The organism is Proteus terrae subsp. cibarius, from assembly GCF_011045835.1.
In the GTDB taxonomy this organism is placed as follows: Bacteria; Pseudomonadota; Gammaproteobacteria; order Enterobacterales; family Enterobacteriaceae; genus Proteus; species Proteus cibarius.
Genome location: NZ_CP047349.1, coordinates 3,512,305 through 3,535,013, shown reverse-complemented (window position 1 = coordinate 3,535,013; position 22,709 = coordinate 3,512,305). Strand labels below are relative to the sequence as shown.

Here is a 22,709-nt window from a genome sequence, read left to right as displayed (position 1 = left end):
TATGGCGAAAGTGAGCTATACGATTTACTTAATTAGTAAGTTATGGATTAGATTAAGTACTGCGATCATCTTAGTGCTTAGTGTAAGTGCCCAAAGTCACAGGAACTGATCTACGTCACTGCTTTTCTAAATGGGAAGTATAAGAATGCAATTGACTGCAACTATTCACTAAATTGTACAAGAGCTAAAAAATGATTAACACCATAACATTAAAAGGTGTAGCTAGTTACTCACCAACTTCGCCAGTGGTTATTCAAACTGACAACAAGAAGATAAACCTATTCTATGGTTTAAATGGTTCTGGTAAGTCCACAATAGGTAAATTTTTACATTCTCCTGAATTACCCGAATATCGAAACTGTTCCATTCAACCTCGTGAGTTGGTTGAAGATATCTTTGTTTATAATCAAGATTTTATACGTGGCAACTTCTATGAAATTCCTGACTTTCAGGGGGTATTCACTCTGAGCGAAGAAAACAAAGAAGCCGAACAAGCAATCGAAGAAGCAACAGAAAAAATAGCTCGCCTACACCAAAGTATCAAGGTTTCCAAAACAAAGATAAGTCGCAAGCAAAGTGACATAGAAAATGAAGAGACTTCACTAAAGGAATCTGTCTGGAAAGCAAAAACCACATATGAAAATGGCGCACTAGATTTTTGTCTAGAAGGATTACGGAGAAACAAAGTTGGCTTTCTGAACAAGGTCAGATCAAGTAGTGGAAGTGTCACATCTACAATTGAATCTCTGCAAAAAGAGGCTCGTGAGTTAACAGGGCAAGACGGTAGTCTACGTCCAAGCGTACCCAAGATTAGCCTTGATGTCAGTAACTTTGAAAATGCTCCGATTTTAACTCAAATTATTGTGGGATCTAAGGATTCATATCTATCCGATTTAGTCGAAAAACTAGGCAATTCTGACTGGGTAAAATCAGGTCTGGGATATATGAAACCCGATAATCCGTGTCCTTTTTGCCAGCAAGAGTTAAGCTCATCGATTACTGAAGCGATCAATCAACTATTTGACGAGACATATTCCCAAAAAGTCAGCCAGATAGAAGGGTTATCTAGCAGCTACAGAGCTTTAGTTAACGATATTCAGAGCAAATTATCGGCTCCAGTATACGCTTTTGAAGATGGTGTAGTTACATATGGCTTCGTAGACAAGAGAGATCTACTGCTTGAAAAGTTATCAGCTAACTTGTCTCAAATTGATCTTAAAATCAGCAACCCGAGTACGGTGGTTACGCTTACCGATACGAGCACTCTAGTGGCAGATGTTAATACTGCGATAGCCAAAATACAAAGAGATATAGATCTATTCAATGATAGGGTCAGAAACAAAAAAAGCCATTTGAATAGAATAGATTCGGAGTTTTGGGTGATCCTGAATGAGCAGTTTAGCGCTCTCATCGCAGCTTCAGATGAAAAGGTTAACGACCTTCAAGCTGAAATAGAAAAACTATCCGATGAAATCGGGCTGTTTCGTAGCCAAGAGATTGCTCAAAGAATTATCATTACTGAAAACCAGAAAAAAATAACTAACATTGATTCGTCGATAAACAATATCAATCAACAACTGGTTGAGCTAGGTATACACAGTTTTAAAATTGTTAAAGCAGCAAACGATCAGCAACGTTACAAAATTGCCCGCCCTACAGGTGAAAGTGCTGACGTATATAACACCCTTAGTGAAGGAGAAAAAACACTCATTAGCTTTCTTTACTTCCTAGAGTGTGCTTCAGGTTCAACAAACGAATCCTCTCCTGTTTTGCTGAACAACCGAATCGTTGTAATTGATGATCCTATTTCTAGCTTGTCACACAACTACGTCTATGATATTGCAGCCCTGATACATCACAAAGTCTTTAGTGAAAACTTCAAACAAGTCTTCCTACTGACGCATAACCTATTCTTTTTCCACGAATTATTAATGCTCAAGAACGCATCTAACAAATGCCCTGCTGGATATAAACTGTATAGAGTTGCCAAATCACAGTTTAGCCTCGTTTATGATTTAAAGAGGGATGAACTTCAAAATGATTACCAAATGTATTGGCAAGTCGTCAAAGACAGTACTTCTAATCCAAGCTACGCACACATGCTACCCAACGCGATGAGAAATATACTGGAGCACTACTTCAATTTTGTTCATAAGAAAGAGTCACTAAAGCAAACATTGGAGCAATTAGGTCAAACAGAGTCAGATTTTAAGCCTTTGTTTAGGTACATAAATAGAGAGTCTCATTCTGATTCGATTAACCTAGTAGACTTTGAAAGAATCAATGCTGAAAGGTACATTGAAAAATTCAAACAGATATTTGTAGAAACTGGTTTCGAAGAACACTACAACAGCATGATGGGGATTGAAAGCACGACTAAGATTGATGCAGAAGCAGAGTCTGCTTAATTGAAGCTTGGTGGGGCTACCGATGACACCTATCGTCTAGGGAGTGAACGAAGATGTTGACAAACATCTTCCCATTTTCCTAGGCGATAGCGTTGATATTTTCTAACATTGACAACTTTCGGTTTCATGTTAGCTACCTCGCATATCTGCGACAGTGATAGTCACTGACAACTCTTGCAAACCATTTACAAGCTGTAATTGTTGCATTTGTTGTTGGCAGTAGGCGGTAGCCCCAGCTCATTTATAGCAAATTCAGATTATTATATCTACCATAAAATGATTTCACGGTATCATTTTTTTCTGTTGCGAAACCATAAACTATTGTAAGGCAGAAACGCCAATCCAAACGTGGCACCTTTACTGTAATGCGTGTTTTGGGCCAAGGATGTGTTTGCAGTGATCGGCTCTAGCACATATCTGGGCAAAAGCATCATAGCACGGAACAGATTGAATCAGAGGTGAGCTGAACTAAATAGAGAAGATGAACCGAGGAACTAATTTAACTGAGGTAAATTAAAGTGCATTGGGTTGAAGGCTGGGTAAACCAGATAACCCCATTGAAACAGCAATAACGGTCGCCTTGACCCAACGCAACATTTTGGTTTTCAGGCTATTATTCATAGGCTTATTCCTCTTAGTTGGTGTTTTCAGAACTGTTGTTTTATCCTTACGGATGGTTGTTGTTTCAGGAAGATTTGAACTTCCAAGTATACATGCTTCTAACTCTATGCTTATTGGCGATGATGTTTCTACGCTATAGGCCAAGCAGATGCCGTTACCGCCTTCATGCCAATGCACTTTAACCAGTTGAATATAGCACGAAAACCTCTGAAGATGAATGTAATTTAAATGTGTATTCACTGTGTATTGAACGGTAACTAGCGTAGATCATTTCTGATTTTTATTGATAAGTTCAAGTCGCCCAAAAAATTCATCAGAGCCTAACTCTTCATTTGGGCTAAATCATTTTGAGGCATAACCGATTTAGAATGACCTGTCAGTTCAAGTCACATCGAGGTGACGAAGCTGACAGATTTCATTCAGACTAATTCACTACACGCTTAGAAACTTCTGTGCTATTTAGTTTTGCACCACGGCTGATTGCTGCCACATCCGTGGCAGACTGTATTTCTTTTTTAGCTAAACTTTCATCGGCTTGCGAGCCATGGAGTTCCGTAGCTATTTTGCTCATTGAGCACTCATTTTTCTTGTTTAGTTTCCAATGGTTCGTTTAGTTGCTCAATCGTAATTCCATGCTGGGTAGCGTTGTACAACCAAGTATGGAATTGCTCAAGTAGTCTGTTGTTCTCGGCTTCAAGTCGCGCAATGGTTCGTTCCCGCTTTTCTAGTTGATCAGCCGCAGCCTTCAAACTGGATGGAAGGTGTCTATTTCGTGCAGCAACAGCCTTAGGAGAATTACCCGAGACAAGCGCCTTAACCTCATTAAATGCGCGCTTGATACGTACCTGCTTTTGCAGTGTTTGCCTCGTGGTAGAAAGCTTGTAATCGTGTGCTACTGCATCTACCAATCTATCCCATGTCAGCTTAGAGTCCGTGGGCCAATCATCTAGAAGCTCACAAACATTGCTAATATCCGTGTCTGTTAAGTGTTTAGCCACAATAATCAATCCTCAAAAAAATCTATTGCATCCATTTCATCTAAAGCATCAAATAGTTCATCATCAAATGATGACGGATTGTTCTCAATACCAATCATTTCATCAACAGTGACGATAGTTTTCTGGCTCTCTTTGATGCGCTGAAAGTTTTCAATCTTAGGTAAACGCTTTTTACCATTCGCATCCATCGCACGATCCAACTGGGTAACATCCTCTACGTTAAGCAGCCTGATTAGAGATCCATCCTCGATATTCGGGTCTCCCATCATGGCAAGCAGTTGCTCACAGCGCTCTGTGGTCAGTTTCCTGCGCTCATAGAACTGCCTAGCCCCTTGAACACCATCATCAACCGCTTTTTTGTCCATTTTGAGAAGTTTTTTCTCCTCTTTTAGACGCTTACGAATGCGCTCACATTTGCCGTCATCGCCTTTTACACAAACTTGCTGGTCGCAGTTAATACAGTCGCGATATTTAGTGCAAACCTCTTCCATGTAGGACGTCACACACATGCCAAATTCGTTTGTATGTGCGGTTAAAGCCGTCTTGGTGTTCAATTCTTGCACTGTTCTTGGGGTAGCAACTTGCACCTGAATTTGTATAGTGCCTGTTGTTGGATTCTCCATCAAACCCTGTGAGACAAGATCTGCCTCTCGGTCTTCAATAAAGTCCGCACCATACTCCTCCGGAGTTGTGTGGTCGTAATAACGATTGTGCCTAGGATCGCTTCGCATCGCCCAATTAGCACGTTGCTCTCCATCCATACCATTGACTGCCGCCATGGTGTCTAACATATGACGAATCTGATGCGAAGTTATGATCAAATCACCATGCCCCCAACGCTGAAAAACTGAACGCACACCTGTCGCTAGCTCTCCTGTGGTTCTGTTCTTTTTTTTCGTTGGAGCAAGGTCTTCATTCAACGTATTAATGGTTGGAATGTACAACTCGGTAGAAATGGTTGATTTTGCAGTGTCCAAGCAATTGGCAAAACCAGCATACAAAGCCTCTGACCATTTAACCTTTACATGTCCATTACCTTTATCAAATGGTATATAAGGGAATCCCTTAGGAAGGTCTTTTCGAAGGATTACATTTAAATCTTGGAGCGTAACTTGGTAATCTTTAGGTAAGATCCCCTTACGCTTTAAGAATTGGTTTCTAGATGTTCGCCATTGTCTGCGACTTTTAATATCAGAAATGTCACCATACTCTGACCAGTCCAGCCCAAGTGCCATTGCAGTTTCATCCATCGTTAGGAGTTGGTCTTCAGGGGCATCAGGACAAAGTTCGTGCCGTGGAAAACACGAATTCTCTTCTAGCATTTTTGCAAACTTTCGTGCAGGCTCTGACATTGCTCTCAAACGCTCCACAGCAGCTTCTACAGCGCCGTACATACACGTAGGGATCCACTTGTGTGCGTGCCCAAAGCCCTTACCTGAGTACCATTTTATGCCTTTAATTTGGATGGTTGCGGTAAGGTCTAGTTCTTCATCGTCAGCATCCTGAGAGTCTTCGGTTTCATTCCCCGCACTGTCAAATACGGCACCATTGTCACCCTCAAATACAATATTGTTCTCTTTTTGGTATTTAAGGATTTCCTTAACATCCTCCTTAGTAAAACCATCCATTTTTAGCACTTCCCAAACTTTCAGCTCATCGGTATGAATAGGATCGGAAAGCAAGTACAGAGGCTCTGAACCACGGTTTGGGGCAACCAGCAACAAGGTCATCGTAGATGTCGTGAAAATATCCCGAGGACTTAAGTCTTCTGTTTTTTGAGCATTAACGGAGGCGAGAGCCATTAACGCATTTTCGTCAGGCATTTTGTCTTGCCTTCTCTTGTCAGCATCATCCCCTGTTGCATTTTCAGCCGGCTTTTTTAGTCCGCTTTTCCACTTAAATGGCTTCAGTAATTTGTACTCAATCAAGAAGTTGAGAAGATTATTTAAACCACGACCAGTCTGATAAGCAGCTCCTGCACTTAACGATTCCTCAGCTGCGCGTTGAGCTGCATCGAAGGCCTTTCCCGTAAGCTTGGTAGTTTCAAAATTTTCGCCCTTGTGTAACTGCTGCCAAGCTGCATTGATTGCGCGTAAGGCTTGGAATTTAACGTTGATGCCTGCTTTGGTTCCGCCGCCATAGGTAACGTAAGCTTTTGCAAAGGGAATTAAAGATTCATCCAGTAACTCATCTGGATTTTTTTGTCGACTATTGGCACCAAAAATGGTGAAGTTCCCTACTTGACGCCAGTAATTTTCATCGTAGACATACTCATCGTTTAATGGTGCTATCTGACGTCCTAATTTGATAAAATCGGTTTGATTTTTAGTATGCTTAAGCTCGTGCTTAGGCTTAAAAATCAATACATCAACCATTGTTATGCTCCTTGCATAGCTGGATTACTTGGCATACTGCTAGAATGGCATTGTCATTGATTGAAACGATTTGCATGTCGCCATTGGCATCTACTTTTAATCGCTCTCGCTCTTCAATCAACCATTCGAGGATCAGGTGATGCGGAGCATGTGCCCACGGACGGAATTTAGGGCATAAATAGCAAGCGATAGGGGCATAATCTTGGCAAAAACTGCTTGAGCCACATGAGCCGACCTCACAGTCTTTTTCTCGACAAGGAATGCGTGCCGCACCTGCATTTTCTGTATTGGCTTCAGCCTCGTCTTCAACCAGTTTGCCTGCGAAAGCAGAGGCATACCGAGCCAGCGGTTGGTTCATGATTTTTGAAATATGCACAGCATGCTCAGGGGCGTTAGCAACATACACTTTTACATTTTGCGTATCAGACTGGTCAAGCAAATTGGCAATAGTAAGTATACCAGCTCCCTCCCTAGCAGCTCTGGTACCCAAGGTATAGCGAAAACGGTAGCTTGTTGATTTTAAAGATTCGCCAGTTCGCTCACTGATGACTTTTAGCTTTTTGACCGCACTGTTTAACTTACTCGTTAGGTTGTTTGTTTTAATATGCGGTAGTTCGGATTTGAGATAGTTCATTAATGAATCTGGAGGTATTGATTGAATTTCTACAGTGGTACCAACATCGATAAACAAAGGTAGTTCACCTTTTTCTTCAAACGTCATTTTCCGCCCTAAAGCTGCTTCCACCTTAGCTGTCTGTTCTTTGATATGTAGTTCAACAACCTGTGCAACCGAATTCACTAAAGCATAAGGCTTTAGGATACTACGGAACTTTCCTCCACGTACTTTTGCCCTAGGGATCAGCACCACATACGTTGGAGATCCGGTATATTTAGTCGAATAAGAAAAGTCTTTACACTTGATAGATGCAATCTGAACAGGACGACGACCGGACGCCTTAAACATCGAGAGACAAGCATACTCATCTGTTCTAAGCGCTCCTTCAGCATATCGATGAGCAGCATGTAAACCAATTGCTTGAAACTCTAAATCACTGAATGGCCCTGTTTCAGGGTCAAGAGTAAGTACAGCTACCCCTTTATCATTGCCACCTAAACTCCATTGATCAGTCAGCTTAAACACTGCATCATCAATATGTTTATCCAGCCCCAAATAGCGCATTTGTCGCAGCATTCCCCGAACAACTGAGACCTTGTACCAATCCTTCTTAGGTAATGCATTTTTAAAGGATGCAAACCCCTGTTCAGTTAAGTCATTTTGACCTGTTATCGTTTGGTAAAGTTTAAGCTGCACGGATATATTTTGGGTGTGTTTAGCAGATGAAGTTTCAGCATAAAACACCAGTACTTCTCGAATATCCTCTTGTAACGGCTGTACAAATGAATCTAAGAAATCCACCAATACCGTGACATTCCGATTGAGAGTCCATCGGTCTGAAAGGTAATTAAACTCAAAGCCATTGTATGACATACATGTTGTTACTTTGCTTTCGTTGGCAAATTCAAAATTCACATGATCGTGATTCATTTTTTATTATTCCCCTGTCCAAACCCCTTCATCACGTTGTTGGACAATTGAATTTATAGTGATTAACTCTTCTTCTTGAAGGTCTAATGCCATGTCCATTGCACGTTTATCATCATGTCGTTTTGAGTAACGTTTTGCGCTACTGGAATCTTCACTCCAGCCCATCAATTTTCGTCTATCGGCTTCCGACTTGGCTTCCGTTGTTTTTCCTTCGGCAATACGTTTATCTGCAAACCTACTGTATTCATCGTTCCACGTATGACGTATCCCATGAGGATGAACCCTAAAGCCAACCACCTCAGAGATCTCACGAAAAATCTTATTTACCTGAGCCATTGATAAGGCGGTGTTGGTTTGCACCTTATGGTTATGAGTAACGAACAGGTACTCGATATGCTCAGAACCAGCAGCATTAGGACGGTGATGGGTAAGGTAGTTTTCATACATATCGGCCAAACGTTTATCCATTGGGACGAATCGCCCCATGGTTTTACCTTCTGGCCTGTGCTTGCGTTTGTCGCGGTAGTCAGTTTGTGAGCGGATCATAACGAAGTAACGGCCATCTTTGTCACGCTTTCTGATATCAGATTGATTGCTGTCTGTTTTTACTCTGATTTTAAGCAGTTCTCCACGGCGACAGCCAATAGCAAACAATATATTTACGATAAGTTGATTACGATATCGAACAGATTCTGATTTCCAAGGATTCTCTGAGGAGTCAGGGTGAACCACATCAAGGACTCGAGTTTTTTCAATTGGCTCTAGAGAGCGCCAATCTCCCCAATCAAGAGCTTCATCACTGGTGCCAAACTTGTTGCCCCTGATTTTCTTGAGTTCGATCTCTGCCGTGGAATCTTTAGAGGGAAACAATTCTTCTTCAAGCCAACCAATAAATTGCGCAAACACAGTTAGTCGGTTGTATACCGTGTGGGGTGAGATGTTCCCCTCATGATTGACGACAAAATTGGCTCTTGCCGTTTCAAGTTTATTTTTCTTGATGATTACGACATTAGAGGATTTATGTCTCGCAACCATTTCACGGAATGACGCTACTGTATGCTTTGAGTATTTCTTAATGTTCTCAAACTCTTTCTTTGTCAGAAAATCACCTGTTTTACATCGTTCAATCAAGTCAATATTTTCAAACCGACAAATTTCCTCAAGAAAGCTAAGGTGATCAAAAACACGAGAACAGGTGTTACTTGCTTTTGATTGATTTCGGTAATGCAGGGTGACAAAAAGGTTATGGTAAGGCAATGGCATACCATCCTCACCTAAAAGAATTGAGTAGCTTTCTCCACTCGCCATTTGAAATACTTTTGTCTTCATTCAGTCCTTAAATTCACTAAAAACTTAACAAATTCTCAAGGTAACCCGTAACCATAAAATCAGCATAAAAAAAGTTTACAGAAGTTGCAAGACTTACTGTAAACTTTTATCTCAAGCCTTTGTTATATTTAATTTAAATAATAAAACTTAACAAAACTAGGTCTCAAGTAACCGTCAGAACGGAATATCGTCATCAAAATCCATTGGTGGTTCATTGTTTGGCGCTGGTGCGGCAGCTGGTTGTTGTGCTGGGCGAGATTGTGCACCACCGCTAAATTGTTGTGATGCTTGTGGCTGTTGTGGTTGACCCCAACCGCCTTGACCACCTTGAGAAGGTGCGCCATCTTGGTTACCACGGCCGCCTAACATTTGCATTGAGCCGCCAATGTTAACAACAACTTCAGTGCTATATCTGTCTTGACCGCTTTGGTCTTGCCATTTACGTGTTTGTAACTGACCTTCGATATACACTTGTGAACCTTTACGCAGATATTCGCCTGCAATTTCCGCTAATTTGCCGAAAATTACCACACGGTGCCACTCGGTTTTTTCTTTCATTTCACCGGTTTGTTTATCGCGCCAGCTTTCTGATGTTGCCAGTGTTAGATTGGCAACTGCACCGCCACTTGGCATATAACGGATTTCTGGATCCTGCCCTAAATTACCGATAAGAATAACTTTGTTTACGCCTCTGCTCGCCATGTGAGGTACTCCTGCGAAAGTAAATTTTTTGAAATCATAAGCGAATAAGTTTATCACGTACGCTAAAATTTGAATATGACGTGTGATGAATTTCTCAATTGTGAACATTGTCGAAATTTTTCTGTCTCAAAATGACAGAGTTACATCACCATTCAATTTCACTATATATACTGTATATCCATTCAGTTAACTTTGTGTCATAATTATCCGATTCTTTCTTTTTCGGCGACTCTTTCAATCCGGGATATATTCATGGATAAAATCGAAGTACGGGGCGCTCGCACCCATAATCTAAAAAATATCAACTTGATCATTCCTCGCGATAAACTAATTGTTATTACGGGGCTTTCTGGTTCAGGTAAATCTTCTTTAGCCTTTGATACGCTTTATGCAGAAGGGCAGCGACGCTATGTAGAATCGCTTTCTGCTTATGCTCGTCAGTTTCTTTCGTTGATGGAAAAACCTGATGTTGACCATATTGAAGGTTTATCTCCCGCTATTTCGATTGAGCAGAAATCTACGTCGCACAACCCACGTTCTACAGTGGGAACAATTACAGAAATTCACGACTACTTGCGTCTTTTATTTGCACGTGTTGGTGAGCCTCGTTGTCCTGATCACGACATTCCACTTGCGGCTCAAACAGTCAGCCAAATGGTCGATAATGTACTTGAGCAACCTGAAGGCAAGCGCTTAATGCTTTTAGCGCCTGTGGTGAAAGAGCGTAAAGGCGAGCATATTAAGTTACTTAATAATCTTGCCGCTCAAGGCTATATTCGTGCTCGTATTGATGGTGAAGTGTGTGATCTTTCAGATCCGCCAACATTAGAGTTACAGAAGAAACATACCATTGAAGTGGTTATTGACCGCTTTAAGGTTCGTGACGATCTAGCTCAACGTTTAGCTGAATCTTTTGAAACCGCATTAGAGCTTTCTGGTGGTACCGCTGTTATCTCTGATATGGACGATAGCAATGCAGACGATATTGTTTTTTCTGCAAACTTTGCTTGTCCTGTTTGTGGTTACAGCATGAGCGAACTAGAACCTCGTTTATTCTCCTTTAATAACCCTGCTGGTGCGTGTCCAACGTGTGATGGCTTAGGTGTTCAGCAATTCTTTGATCCTGAATTAGTGATCCAAAATAGAGAGATCTCTCTTGCTGGTGGCGCAATTAAAGGGTGGGATCGCCGTAATTTCTACTATTTCCAGATGCTTCGCTCATTGGGTGAACACTATCATTTTGATGTTGAAGCACCATTTGATTCGTTACCAGATAATATCCAGAAAGTCATTTTAACTGGGTCAGGCAAAGAGAATATTGAATTTAAATACACAAACGATCGTGGCGATGTTGTTGTTCGTCATCATCCTTTTGAAGGTGTATTAAATAATATGGAACGCCGTTACCGTGAGACAGAATCTAGCGCGGTACGTGAAGAACTTTCTAAATATATTAGTAATCGCTCATGTGCTTCTTGTGGTGGTACGCGTTTACGCCGAGAAGCACGTCATGTGTATGTTGAAAATACAACATTGCCAGAAATAGCCGATTACAGCATTGGTCATGCAATGACCTTTTTCCAAAATCTGAAATTGAGTGGTCAACGCGCGAAGATTGCAGAAAAAGTCTTAAAAGAGATTGGTGACCGACTAAAATTCTTGGTAAATGTGGGATTAAATTACCTCACACTTTCTCGTTCCGCTGAAACATTATCAGGTGGTGAAGCACAACGTATTCGTTTAGCGAGCCAAATTGGTGCGGGATTAGTTGGCGTTATGTATGTGTTGGATGAGCCTTCAATTGGTTTACATCAACGAGATAACGATCGCTTACTTGAAACGCTGATCCACTTACGTAATTTGGGTAACACCGTGATCGTCGTTGAGCATGACGAAGATGCTATCCGTGCAGCTGATCATGTTATTGATATTGGACCTGGTGCGGGTGTTCATGGTGGTGAAATTGTCGCTCAAGGAACTCTTGAAGATATCATTAATAACCCGAATTCATTAACGGGGAAATTCTTAAGTGGTGAGCGTCGTATCGCAATTCCAGAGCAACGTGTACCGGTTGATCGCGAAAAAATGCTGACCATTCTTGGCGCAAAAGGTAATAACTTAAAAAATGTTAATCTGAAATTACCTGTAGGTTTATTTACCTGCATTACAGGCGTTTCAGGATCAGGTAAATCAACGCTTATCAACGATACGTTATTCCCTATTGCCCAACGCCAATTAAATGGGGCTACAAATAGCGTACCTGCGCCTTATTTAGATGTTGAAGGGCTAGAGTATTTCGATAAAGTTATTGATATTAACCAAAGCCCAATAGGTCGTACTCCTCGTTCAAACCCTGCAACTTATACGGGTGTCTTTACACCTATTCGTGAGTTATTTGCGGGTGTACCTGAATCTCGTACTCGTGGTTATACGCCGGGTCGTTTTAGTTTCAACGTCAAAGGTGGTCGTTGTGAAGCTTGCCAAGGCGACGGCGTCTTAAAAGTTGAAATGCATTTCTTACCTGATGTGTATGTACCTTGTGATCAATGTAAAGGTCAGCGTTATAACCGTGAAACCCTTGAAGTTAAATACAAAGGAAAAAATATTCACGAAGCGTTGGATATGACCATTGAAGAGGCGAGAGAATTCTTTGATGCAGTGCCGGCATTAGCTCGTAAACTACAAACATTGATTGATGTTGGTCTTTCTTATATTCGTTTAGGGCAATCAGCTACGACTTTATCGGGCGGTGAAGCGCAGCGGGTTAAGTTAGCAAAAGAGTTGTCAAAACGTGGAACAGGACAGACACTCTATATTCTCGATGAGCCGACAACCGGGCTTCACTTTGCTGATATTGAGTTGTTGCTTGAAGTTCTTCATCAGTTACGTAACCAAGGTAATACTATTGTTGTCATTGAGCACAATCTTGATGTGATCAAAACAGCAGACTGGATTGTAGATCTTGGCCCTGAAGGCGGAAGTGGTGGTGGTCAAATTTTAGTGTCAGGCACACCAGAGCAAGTTGCAGAATTTGAAGGTTCACATACTGCAAAATTCTTAAAACCAATCTTAGAGCGTGGTTATTAAGATTACGTCACTTATTCCCTTATGATCTAAGCGCTACAGACAATAAATACTTTACTGTTTGTAGCGCGCTTTCTTCAAGAAAAGTAAATCCGCGGAGTATGATAGAATTTAATTCTATTGAAAAAAGTATTCTCTTTTGGCTATTCACTTCCTTATCGATTTTTTATCTTATTAACTGCCTATTTTTATAAAAAGCAGATTAAATGGTTAATTATGCTGTTTTGTAACGATATGTTAACCAAATACGAGATAACAAAGCTAAATAGAAAGGATTATCATAGTATATCGTGATGGACAGCACAGTTTATTTGGTGATTTGTTTCAATTGTTATACTTGACTATTATTGTATAACAATGGGTGTTTTTTATTATTAATCAATCAGTTATTTATTTTTGAGGGGTGCAGTAGAGGGAAGGTTATTATTTACTATGCTCTTTGAACAGATAATCCTACTTTTCTCCTTACGATAGAATTTTTTTCCAAATCATTTCAGGCTATCACGATTTATAACAACTTTTTTCTCCGTAATATTCCCTATCATTTACCCATAATAAATAATACCTGCAAAGAGTAAGGCTATTTCGACATCGCAATGTTAGATAGACTTTTTTTACCCCCAAAAATTCGTTTTGCTATTAACAATTACAATATAAAAAGTGAGTACTAAAATGGAAACGGCTTCCTCAAAAACAGAGACAACAAGCTATCCCGCAACTAGTGCTGGCGCTCGCCGCGCAGGTATGACTGAACAAGAATGGCGTGCAGCAATTAAATTCGACGGCAATGATGTGGGCTGGGTTATCATGAGTATCGGTATGGCTATCGGTGCAGGCATTGTGTTTTTACCTGTACAGGTAGGCCTGATGGGATTATGGGTTTTCCTACTATCCTCAATCATTGGTTATCCAGCGATGTATCTTTTCCAACGTCTATTTATTAATACGTTGGCTGAATCTCCGGAGTGTAAAGACTACCCAAGCGTTATCACTGGTTATCTCGGTAAAAACTGGGGTATTTTATTAGGTGCACTCTACTTTGTGATGTTAGTCATTTGGATGTTTGTTTACTCAACAGCTATCACCAATGACAGTGCTTCTTACTTACAAACATTTGGTGTTACAGAAGGTTTACTGTCAGAAAACCCATTCTATGGTTTGATCCTGATTTGTGCGTTAGTGGCTATCTCTTCTCGTGGTGAACAATTACTGTTTAAAGTATCAAGCTTTATGGTACTGACTAAACTGTTTGTTGTTGCAGCGTTAGGGCTCTCCATGATTGGTATGTGGCATCTTTATAACGTAGGTGCATTACCACCGGCTGGACGCTTAATCAAAGAAGCAATCATTACATTACCTTTTACACTGACTTCAATTCTGTTTATCCAAACATTAAGCCCAATGGTTATCTCTTACCGTGGTCGTAATAAAAACCGTGAAGTTGCTCGTCACAAAGCATTACGTGCAATGAATATCGCGTTCGGTGTGTTGTTCTGTACTGTTTTCTTCTATGCAATCTCATTCACATTGGCAATGGGTCACGATGAAGCAGTTAAAGCGTATGAGCAAAATATCTCTGCATTAGCGATTGCTGCGAAATTCTTCCCTGGTGGTTGGGTAACCGTTGTAAGCGTAATGCTGAACATCTTTGCCGTAATGACTGCATTCTTTGGTGTTTACTTAGGTTTCCGTGAAGCGACACAAGGGATCGTGATGAACATCCTGCAACGTTATCTCCCAACAGAGAAAATTAACCAAAAATGGGTACAAAACGGCATCATGATTTTCGCTGTGTTACTGGCATGGGGCGCAATCATCCTTAATGCACCAGTATTGAGCTTCACTTCAATTTGTAGCCCAATCTTCGGTATGGTGGGTTGTCTTATCCCTGCATACTTAGTGTACAAAGTGCCAATGTTACATAAATACAAAGGTGCGTCACTTTACCTGATTATCTTTACCGGTTTACTGCTCGTTATCTCTCCGTTCTTGGCATTCTCATAGTCGCCAACTTCGGTTCTAGTTAGGAGTTGTTTTTAAAAACTAAATTAATCCAAGGTGTTAGATTATGAGCCAGAACAAAAATTCTCATTTATGGTCACAGTTTGTTCGCCAGTTACGTGAAGGTGTTAAGCCCGCAGTCGGTTGTACTGAGCCAATTTCATTAGCATTGGCAGCAGCGAAAGCAACCGCACTTTTAGGCGAGCCTGTTGTTCGTATCGAAGCTTGGGTTTCACCAAACTTGATGAAAAACGGAATGGGCGTAACAGTGCCGGGAACGGGAATGGCTGGGCTACCTATTGCAGTAGCATTAGGTGCAACAGGAGGAGATCCTGATGCAGGGCTGGAGGTCTTGTTAAAAGCATCCGCTGATGCAGTTGCTCAAGCTAAGACACTGGTCGCTGAAGGTAAAGTCACCGTGGGTGTAAAAGCACCTTGTGAGGATGTTCTTTACTCTGAAGCGAAAGTGTATAGCCAATCTGGTTATGCCATCGTCAGTATCGCAAGAGAGCATACACATGTTGTTCGCTGTGAATGTAACGGTAACGTTGTTTTTGAGGAAGATAAATCAGCGCTTACCAATAATTGTGAATGTACTGATGAAAAACCTTTTACTGATGTTTGTGCTGAAGATATCTATAACTTTGCACTTAATGTGCCAGTGAGTGAAATTGAGTTTATGCTCAATGCCGCTCGTTTAAATGGCGCTTTATCGGAAGAGGGGCTACAAAACACCTATGGATTAGCCATTGGTCGTACCTTAATTCTGCAACAAGAGAAAGGTTTGTTAGGTAAAGACTTACTTAATGAAATCATGATCAGAGCATCCGCTGCATCCGATGCTCGCATGGGTGGAGCGGTATTACCGGCAATGAGTAATTCAGGCTCAGGCAATCAGGGAATTGCTGCAACATTGCCTGTGATGGTTGTTGCTGAATTTATCAAAGCAGATGATGAAACTTTACTGCGTGCGTTGGTTTTATCTCACTTAATGGCAATTTATGTTCATAGCCATTTTCCACCTCTTTCCGCCCTTTGTGCTGCAACAACCGCTTCAATGGGAGCAGCTGCAGGAATGGCATGGTTACTCACAAAAGATTTCACCACTGTCAGTATGTCTATCAACAGTATGATTGGTGATATCAGTGGCATTATCTGTGATGGCGCATCGAATAGCTGTGCAATGAAAGTATCAAGTAGTGCAGCGAGTGCTTATAAAGCCGTATTAATGGCGATGCAAAATCAAAGTGTTGCGGGTACTGATGGTATTGTCAGTGACGATGTCGATAGCTCAATAGCGAATCTCTGTGCATTAGCCAGTCGTGCAATGCAACATACGGATATTCAAATCATTGAGATTATGGAAGAAAAAGCGCGTCGTAATGCTGGGGAAAAGAAGCAAGCTGTCAATATATAAAAGGCGAAAATCTAAAGCGACAGTGATGTTGTGATGCAGTAAAAAGAAATACCTGCTTATGAGAATAGGCAGGTATTTTTTATCATGAAATCACGTTGATTGACTTAGATACTCACAGCAGCAAAGGCTTGGGCAATGCGCTGAACATTACCTGTATTAACACCTGCCATACAAACACGACCCGTACCGACAAGATAAATGCCAAATTCGTCACGTAATCTATCAACTTGTGCTTGTGTAAAGCCGGTATAGCTAAACATACCGCGTTGAGTTAATAGATGATCAAAATTCTTTTCAGGCAGAGCAACTTTTAAAGCTTCGACTAAAGTCACGCGCATTTCTTTAATACGGTCACGCATATGCGCGACTTCTTTTTGCCATTGTGCAGTTAAAACTTGGTCTGATAGCACTTTATTAACAATTTGCGCGCCATAGTTTGCAGGGCTTGAATAGATACGGCGTACACCCGCTTTTAGCTGACCTAATACGTGTTCGCATTCAGTGGCATTATCACAAACAATGGATAATCCGCCCGCGCGTTCACCGTAGATCCCAAATATTTTTGAAAAAGAGTTACTGATAAGTATCGGTAATCCTGCTTTTGCCATAGTGCGAATAGCATAAGCGTCGTCATCTAAGTTTTCGGCAAAGCCTTGATAAGCAATATCTAAGAATGGGATGGCTTGGCGAGCTTTCAATACTTCAGTGACTTGATCCCATTGATCTTTAGTTAGATCGGAACCTGTTGGGTTATGGCAGCAAGGGTGCATCAATACAATGCTTTTTTCAGGCAGTTTTTTAAAGCAATCTAACAGAGCTTCAAATTTTACGCCTTTGGTTTCAGGATCAAAGTAAGGGTAGTGATTCACTTTGAAGCCTGAGCCTGCAAAAATAGAACCATGATTATCCCAAGTTGGATCACTTATCCACACTTCTGAACCAGGGAAATAACGATGCAGAAAATCAGCACCCACTTTTAATGCGCCTGATCCACCTAATGTTTGGATCGTGGCAATTTTCTTTTCTGCAATTAGAGGATTATCTGCACCGAAAAGGAGATCTTGAATTTCGCTACGATAAGGCGCCAGCCCTTCCATTGGTAAATAAAGTGTTGCGGTGGGTGTCATGGCATTGAGTTGCTGACGTGCAACTGAAACTGTTCCTAAAATAGGGGTCTTGCCTTCTTCGTCATAATAAAGACCAATGCTTAAATTAATTTTATCCTGACGTGGGTCTTTGTTATAAACATCCATCAATGAGAGAATCGGATCTCCCGGAAACGCTTCAACCTGTTGAAACACGGCTTCTTCTCCAATCACTTTTAGTGTGTCATAGGGATACAATATCGTGTGTATTATTGTTCGTCTAGGTATTCCATGATGACGCGCGAGGTTAATTTGGTAATCAACTCATAGGCGCTAATACCACTATATTTGGCAATTTCTTCTACCGGCAACACATCTCCCCATAAAATAGCTTCATCACCAACACTATCAATCAGTTCAGTCCCCAAATCGACGCTGATCATATCCATCGAAACGCGACCAACAATAGGCACTTTTCGACCATTTATCCACACAGGAGTACCTGAAGGTGCGCTGCGGGGATAGCCATCGCCGTAGCCAATTGCGATCACACCAAGATAAGTGTCTTTTTCACTTACCCATGTGCCACCATAACCAACAGGCTCACCAGCTTTATGTTTACGAACAGCAATCAGGCTTGTTTTTAGCGTCATTGCAGGGGTTAAGCCAAAGTCTTTGCCCGTTCTTTCATCACCAGTAGGAGAGATACCATAAGTGATAATACCGGGGCGAACCCACTGATAATGGACTTGAGGCCAAAATAAAATACCAGCAGAAGCTGCGATAGATTTATCACCGGCTTTATCTTGAATAAAATCTTGAAATAGCGAGATTTGTTTTTGTGTCGCCTCAGGAACATCGGGTTCATCAGCACGACTAAAATGGCTCACAATATTGACAGGTTGTTGTACATTTTTGCAGGCGGAAAGCCGTAAATAGAAGGCTTGTGCGTCCTCAGGACGTATCCCTAAACGGTGCATACCCGTATCGATTTTCATCCATACTTTGACGGGTTCATCTAAGTCAGCTTGTTCTAATGCTTCTAATTGTTCTTGGCTATGAACAACGGTTTCAATGTGGTTAACAACTAAAATAGGTAGGTCAACGACATCAAAAAAACCTTCTAACAGGAGAATGGGTTTTACAACACCCCCACTTCGTAAGGTTAATGCTTCACCAATACGTGCAACACCAAAACAATCAGCATTATCCATTAAGGTATATGCTGTTTCTAATAACCCATGACCATAAGCGTTTGCTTTCACGACAGCTATCAGGTGGCTATGTGGGGCATAGTCTCTCACATGCTGAAAATTGTGACGCAGAGCGCGGCGATCTATCACTGCGGTTGCCGCTTTCATATTATTCCAATACTTCCTTTAATTAAGTCAAGGTTAGTGATTATTCATCGTCGTAAGCAGGGCCAGCATAGTTATCAAAGCGTGACCATTGGCCGTTAAAGGTAAGCCTTACTGTACCAATTGGGCCGTTACGTTGTTTACCGATGATGATTTCTGCAACACCTTTTAAATCGCTACTTTCGTGGTAAACCTCGTCACGATAAATAAACATGATAAGGTCAGCATCTTGCTCAATAGAGCCTGATTCACGTAAGTCGGAGTTAACAGGGCGTTTATCAGCACGTTGTTCCAAACTACGGTTTAACTGTGATAGTGCAACCACGGGAACTTGTAGTTCTTTAGCTAATGCTTTTAACGAACGAGAAATTTCAGCAATTTCTAGTGTTCTGTTTTCAGATAATGAAGGTACTCTCATTAGCTGCAAGTAGTCAATCATGATAAGGCTTAAACCGCCATGTTCACGATAAATTCGACGAGCACGAGAGCGTACTTCTGTTGGGGTTAAACCTGATGAGTCATCGATATACATATTGCGTTTTTCAAGCAAAATACCCATGGTGCTTGAAATACGAGCCCAATCCTCATCATCAAGCTGGCCTGTACGAATTCTTGTCTGATCGACACGAGATAATGATGCCAACATACGCATCATGATTTGGTTACCGGGCATCTCTAAGCTGAAGATAAGTACAGGTTTTTCTTCGGTCATTGCCGCATTTTCACATAAGTTCATGGCAAATGTGGTTTTACCCATAGAAGGACGTGCTGCGACAATAATTAAATCTGACTTTTGTAATCCTGCGGTTTTTTTATCAAGATCTTGATAACCACTCGAAACCCCAGTGACACCATCATGAGGTTTTTGATAGAGCTGTTCTATTTTTTCAACAGTTTCTTCTAAAATAGCCTCTATTGCTTTAGGGCCTTCGTCTTTATTGGCTCGAGTTTCAGCGATTTGGAATACTCTAGATTCGGCAAAGTCGAGTAGATCTTCACTAGTGCGTCCCTGAGGATCAAAACCTGCATCTGCAATTTCATTGGCAACTTTTATCATATCGCGAACAACCGCACGTTCTCGGACGATATCCGCATAAGCGTTAATGTTCGCCGCACTTGGCGTATTTTTTGAAAGCTCTGCTAAGTAAGCAAAACCCCCCACGCTGTCTAGTTCAGCATTTTGTTCTAATGCTTCTGATAGCGTAATAAGATCGATAGGTTTACCTAGTTCCAGCAAGCGTTGCATTTGCGAGAAAATAGTACGATGAGGGCGGCTATAAAAGTCTTCTGCGGTGACTCGCTCAGAAACATTATCCCAACGTTCATTATCTATCATCAGACCGCCTAACACGGACTGCTCTGCTTCCAGCGAATGGGGAGGTAGTTTTAATCCCTCCATTTGTCGGTCTTTGATATCAGACATCAGCTTGTCAGTGGTCTTATTTCTGGCCATAAATCCTGCATAAAAATCGAAAAAGTGTCAGTACGCTCTAGTATACGCTAACCCAATTATCTGTGCCTTGTAGAAATAGCTATCCTTTGTCATTATCTCTAAAGGTTTTTTGTGCTCGCTTATTTAACCTCTTATCCTATAAAGGAGATAGTAATGGCTAAACGTATTCAATTTGCGACTCATGGCACTGCTGATGTTCTTGAGCTAGCAACATTTACACCTGCTCCTCTTGGTGAACACGAAGTTCAGGTTGCCAATAAGGCAATTGGTATTAACTATATTGATACTTATGTACGTAGTGGGTTATATCCTGTAAGCCACTTTCCTAGTGGATTAGGCACTGAAGCTGCGGGCATTATTATCAAAACAGGCGCTAAAGTAACTTCACTAAAAGAAGGGGATAGAGTTGTATATGCGCAGTCTTCGTTAGGGGCTTATAGTGATACGCATAATGTACCAGAAAATAAAGTAGCACGCCTGCCTGATAACATCTCTTTTGAACAAGCCGCAGCCTCTTTTTTAAAAGGATTAACGGTTTATTATCTTTTCAATGAAACCTATAAACTACAAGCCGGTGAAACCTTCTTATTCCACGCAGCGGCTGGTGGTGTTGGTTTAATTGCAAGCCAGTGGGCGAAAGCTATTGGTGCAAAAATGATTGGTACAGCAGGCAGTGATCAAAAGGTCGCCAAAGCAAAAGCGGCAGGTGCATGGGAAGTCATTAATTACCAGACTGAGTCTATTGTAGAACGTGTCTTGGCGTTGACTAATAACCAAAAAGTACCCGTTGTTTATGACTCTGTTGGTAAAGCAACTTGGTTAGATTCATTAGACTGTTTACAACGTCGTGGCTTAATGGTGAGTTTTGGTAACGCATCAGGTGCAGTAACTGGCGTTGATTTAGGTATCCTCAATAAAAAAGGTTCTTTGTATGTCACGCGCCCATCTATTTCAGGTTATATCACAACGCGTGAAGAGCTAGATGCTGCAAGTGAAGCGTTATTTGCATTAATTGGTAGCGGTAAAATTAATGTAAGTGTACCTGATAATCAGAAATTTGCTTTAGCAGATGCGAAAGATGCACACCGTTATCTTGAAAGTAGACAATCCCAAGGATCAAGCTTACTTATTCCTTAATTATTATTTGTAAGATTTAAAACCTGTTTGAAATAAAGTAGACAGGTTTTAAATACTTATTCTTCAATTATTTTTCAGTGACAAATTTAAGAGCATTTTCTAAAACAGATAAATCAGCACCTTGTTTATGGGCATTTTCACTTAAATGACGACGCCATTGTCTAGCACCTGGAATACCTTGGAAAATTCCCAACATATGACGAGTTACATGACCTAAATAAGTGCCTTGTGAAAGCTCTTTTTCAATATAAGGATACATTGCTCTTACTGCCGCGACGGCATCAGCAATAGGCAACTGATTATCAAAAAGCTCATGATCAACATGCGCTAGAATAGATGGGTTTTGATAAGCTTCACGACCAACCATAACACCATCCATATATTTTAAATGTTCCTTCGCTTCTTCTAGTGACTTAATACCACCATTAATCGCCATAGTGAGATGCGAGAAATCACGCTTTAACTGATAAACACGAGGATAATCTAAAGGTGGAACCTCACGATTCTCTTTTGGACTTAAACCTGATAGCCATGCTTTACGTGCATGAATAATAAAGGTATCACAGTTATTATCACGGCTAACCGTATCAATAAAATCACATAGAAATTCATAGCTATCTTGATCATCAATACCAATACGTGTTTTTACTGTGACAGGAATATCAACGACATCGCGCATCGCTTTCACACAATCAGCGACGAGTTGCGCATCTCCCATTAAACAAGCACCAAAGCGCCCATTTTGTACGCGATCTGAAGGACAACCCACATTTAAATTAATTTCATCATAGCCACGCTCTTGTGCCAATTTTGCACATTGCGCCAAAGCTTGGGGATCGCTTCCACCTAACTGTAAAGAAACTGGGTGTTCTTCTTCACTGTATTTTAGATAGTCACCTTTACCGTGAATAATGGCACCTGTTGTGACCATTTCAGTATAAAGCAACGTATTTTTACTTAATTGACGAAAGAAATAACGACAATGACGATCAGTCCAGTCTAGCATCGGCGCAACAGAGAAGCGGTTCAAACTATATTCTTTTGAATTGCTATTAACATCATGATTTTCTGTTGATTTATTAAGTTCTATATTTTCTAACATGTTGTAATTCTTTCGTCTATTTAGGCGGTGATTATCTCTAAATTGTTAAGGAGATAAAATGAGCGCGCATTATAGCATAGAGGATAGCTTACA

At 41.0% G+C, this 22,709-nt stretch carries 15 protein-coding genes; 5 read left to right on the top strand and 10 right to left on the bottom strand.

What is annotated here, in order from left to right:
• Positions 1 to 191 precede the first annotated feature (191 nt).
• Positions 192 to 2,408 carry an AAA family ATPase gene (locus tag GTH25_RS16215; protein WP_164530754.1) on the top strand — a complete coding sequence of 739 codons (2,217 nt, stop codon included), beginning with the start codon at positions 192 to 194 and terminating at the stop codon, positions 2,406 to 2,408.
• A 1,045-nt stretch (positions 2,409 to 3,453) separates the two neighbouring features.
• Here the strand turns inward: GTH25_RS16215 and GTH25_RS16210 are convergent.
• The 6 genes from GTH25_RS16210 to ssb1 form a co-directional block, all read right to left on the bottom strand.
• Positions 3,454 to 3,600 (bottom strand): hypothetical protein, encoded by a 147-nt coding sequence (locus tag GTH25_RS16210; protein WP_164530753.1) that lies wholly within the window; start codon positions 3,598 to 3,600, stop codon positions 3,454 to 3,456.
• 7 nt (positions 3,601 to 3,607) lie between these two features.
• Complete coding sequence (locus GTH25_RS16205) at positions 3,608 to 4,027, bottom strand: hypothetical protein (RefSeq protein WP_164530752.1); 420 nt, start codon at positions 4,025 to 4,027, stop codon at positions 3,608 to 3,610.
• 5 nt (positions 4,028 to 4,032) lie between these two features.
• A complete protein-coding gene (locus tag GTH25_RS16200; RefSeq protein ID WP_164530751.1) occupies positions 4,033 to 6,402 on the bottom strand; it encodes an integrase in 2,370 nt (789 codons plus the stop codon).
• A complete protein-coding gene (locus tag GTH25_RS16195; protein WP_164530750.1) occupies positions 6,395 to 7,948 on the bottom strand; it encodes a site-specific integrase in 1,554 nt (517 codons plus the stop codon). Before GTH25_RS16195 ends, GTH25_RS16200 begins: the two co-directional genes overlap by 8 nt.
• A 6-nt stretch (positions 7,949 to 7,954) precedes the next feature.
• Positions 7,955 to 8,854, bottom strand: a complete 900-nt coding sequence (locus GTH25_RS16190) for a tyrosine-type recombinase/integrase (RefSeq protein WP_202983524.1) — start codon at positions 8,852 to 8,854, stop codon at positions 7,955 to 7,957.
• Between the two features lie 597 nt (positions 8,855 to 9,451).
• Complete coding sequence (gene ssb1, locus GTH25_RS16185) at positions 9,452 to 9,979, bottom strand: single-stranded DNA-binding protein SSB1 (protein WP_075673066.1); 528 nt, start codon at positions 9,977 to 9,979, stop codon at positions 9,452 to 9,454.
• 252 nt (positions 9,980 to 10,231) lie between these two features.
• On the opposite strand from ssb1, the gene uvrA reads away from it, so the two are divergent.
• The 3 genes from uvrA to GTH25_RS16170 all read left to right on the top strand — a co-directional run bounded on the left by uvrA (position 10,232) and on the right by GTH25_RS16170 (position 16,481).
• Positions 10,232 to 13,066 carry an excinuclease ABC subunit UvrA gene (uvrA, locus tag GTH25_RS16180; protein WP_075673065.1) on the top strand — a complete coding sequence of 945 codons (2,835 nt, stop codon included), beginning with the start codon at positions 10,232 to 10,234 and terminating at the stop codon, positions 13,064 to 13,066.
• 669 nt (positions 13,067 to 13,735) lie between these two features.
• A complete protein-coding gene (locus tag GTH25_RS16175; RefSeq protein ID WP_075673064.1) occupies positions 13,736 to 15,067 on the top strand; it encodes an SLC5/6 family protein in 1,332 nt (443 codons plus the stop codon).
• Positions 15,068 to 15,131: 64 nt separating this feature from the next.
• Positions 15,132 to 16,481, top strand: coding sequence for an L-cysteine desulfidase family protein (locus GTH25_RS16170; RefSeq protein ID WP_159241847.1), 1,350 nt, complete (start codon positions 15,132 to 15,134; stop codon positions 16,479 to 16,481).
• Between the two features lie 104 nt (positions 16,482 to 16,585).
• Here GTH25_RS16170 and GTH25_RS16165 read toward each other — a convergent pair whose 3' ends face one another.
• Genes GTH25_RS16165 through dnaB form a run of 3 tightly spaced genes read right to left on the bottom strand, consistent with a single transcriptional unit; the run spans position 16,586 to position 20,377 of the window.
• Positions 16,586 to 17,782 carry an amino acid aminotransferase gene (locus GTH25_RS16165; protein ID WP_075673062.1) on the bottom strand — a complete coding sequence of 399 codons (1,197 nt, stop codon included), beginning with the start codon at positions 17,780 to 17,782 and terminating at the stop codon, positions 16,586 to 16,588.
• A gap of 53 nt (positions 17,783 to 17,835) precedes the next feature.
• Positions 17,836 to 18,927: an alanine racemase gene (gene alr, locus GTH25_RS16160; protein ID WP_156734257.1), complete on the bottom strand. Its 1,092-nt coding sequence runs from the start codon at positions 18,925 to 18,927 to the stop codon at positions 17,836 to 17,838.
• 40 nt (positions 18,928 to 18,967) lie between these two features.
• Entirely contained in the window at positions 18,968 to 20,377 is a 1,410-nt protein-coding gene (gene dnaB, locus GTH25_RS16155) for a replicative DNA helicase (RefSeq protein WP_036934568.1), read from the bottom strand.
• Between the two features lie 153 nt (positions 20,378 to 20,530).
• Here dnaB and GTH25_RS16150 point away from each other — a divergent pair, with 153 nt between their 5' ends.
• Positions 20,531 to 21,514 (top strand): quinone oxidoreductase, encoded by a 984-nt coding sequence (locus GTH25_RS16150; protein ID WP_075673060.1) that lies wholly within the window; start codon positions 20,531 to 20,533, stop codon positions 21,512 to 21,514.
• A 67-nt stretch (positions 21,515 to 21,581) separates the two neighbouring features.
• On the opposite strand, the gene dusA is transcribed toward GTH25_RS16150, so the two are convergent.
• Positions 21,582 to 22,520: a tRNA dihydrouridine(20/20a) synthase DusA gene (gene dusA / locus GTH25_RS16145; RefSeq protein ID WP_228766791.1), complete on the bottom strand. Its 939-nt coding sequence runs from the start codon at positions 22,518 to 22,520 to the stop codon at positions 21,582 to 21,584.
• Positions 22,521 to 22,709: the final 189 nt, after the last annotated feature.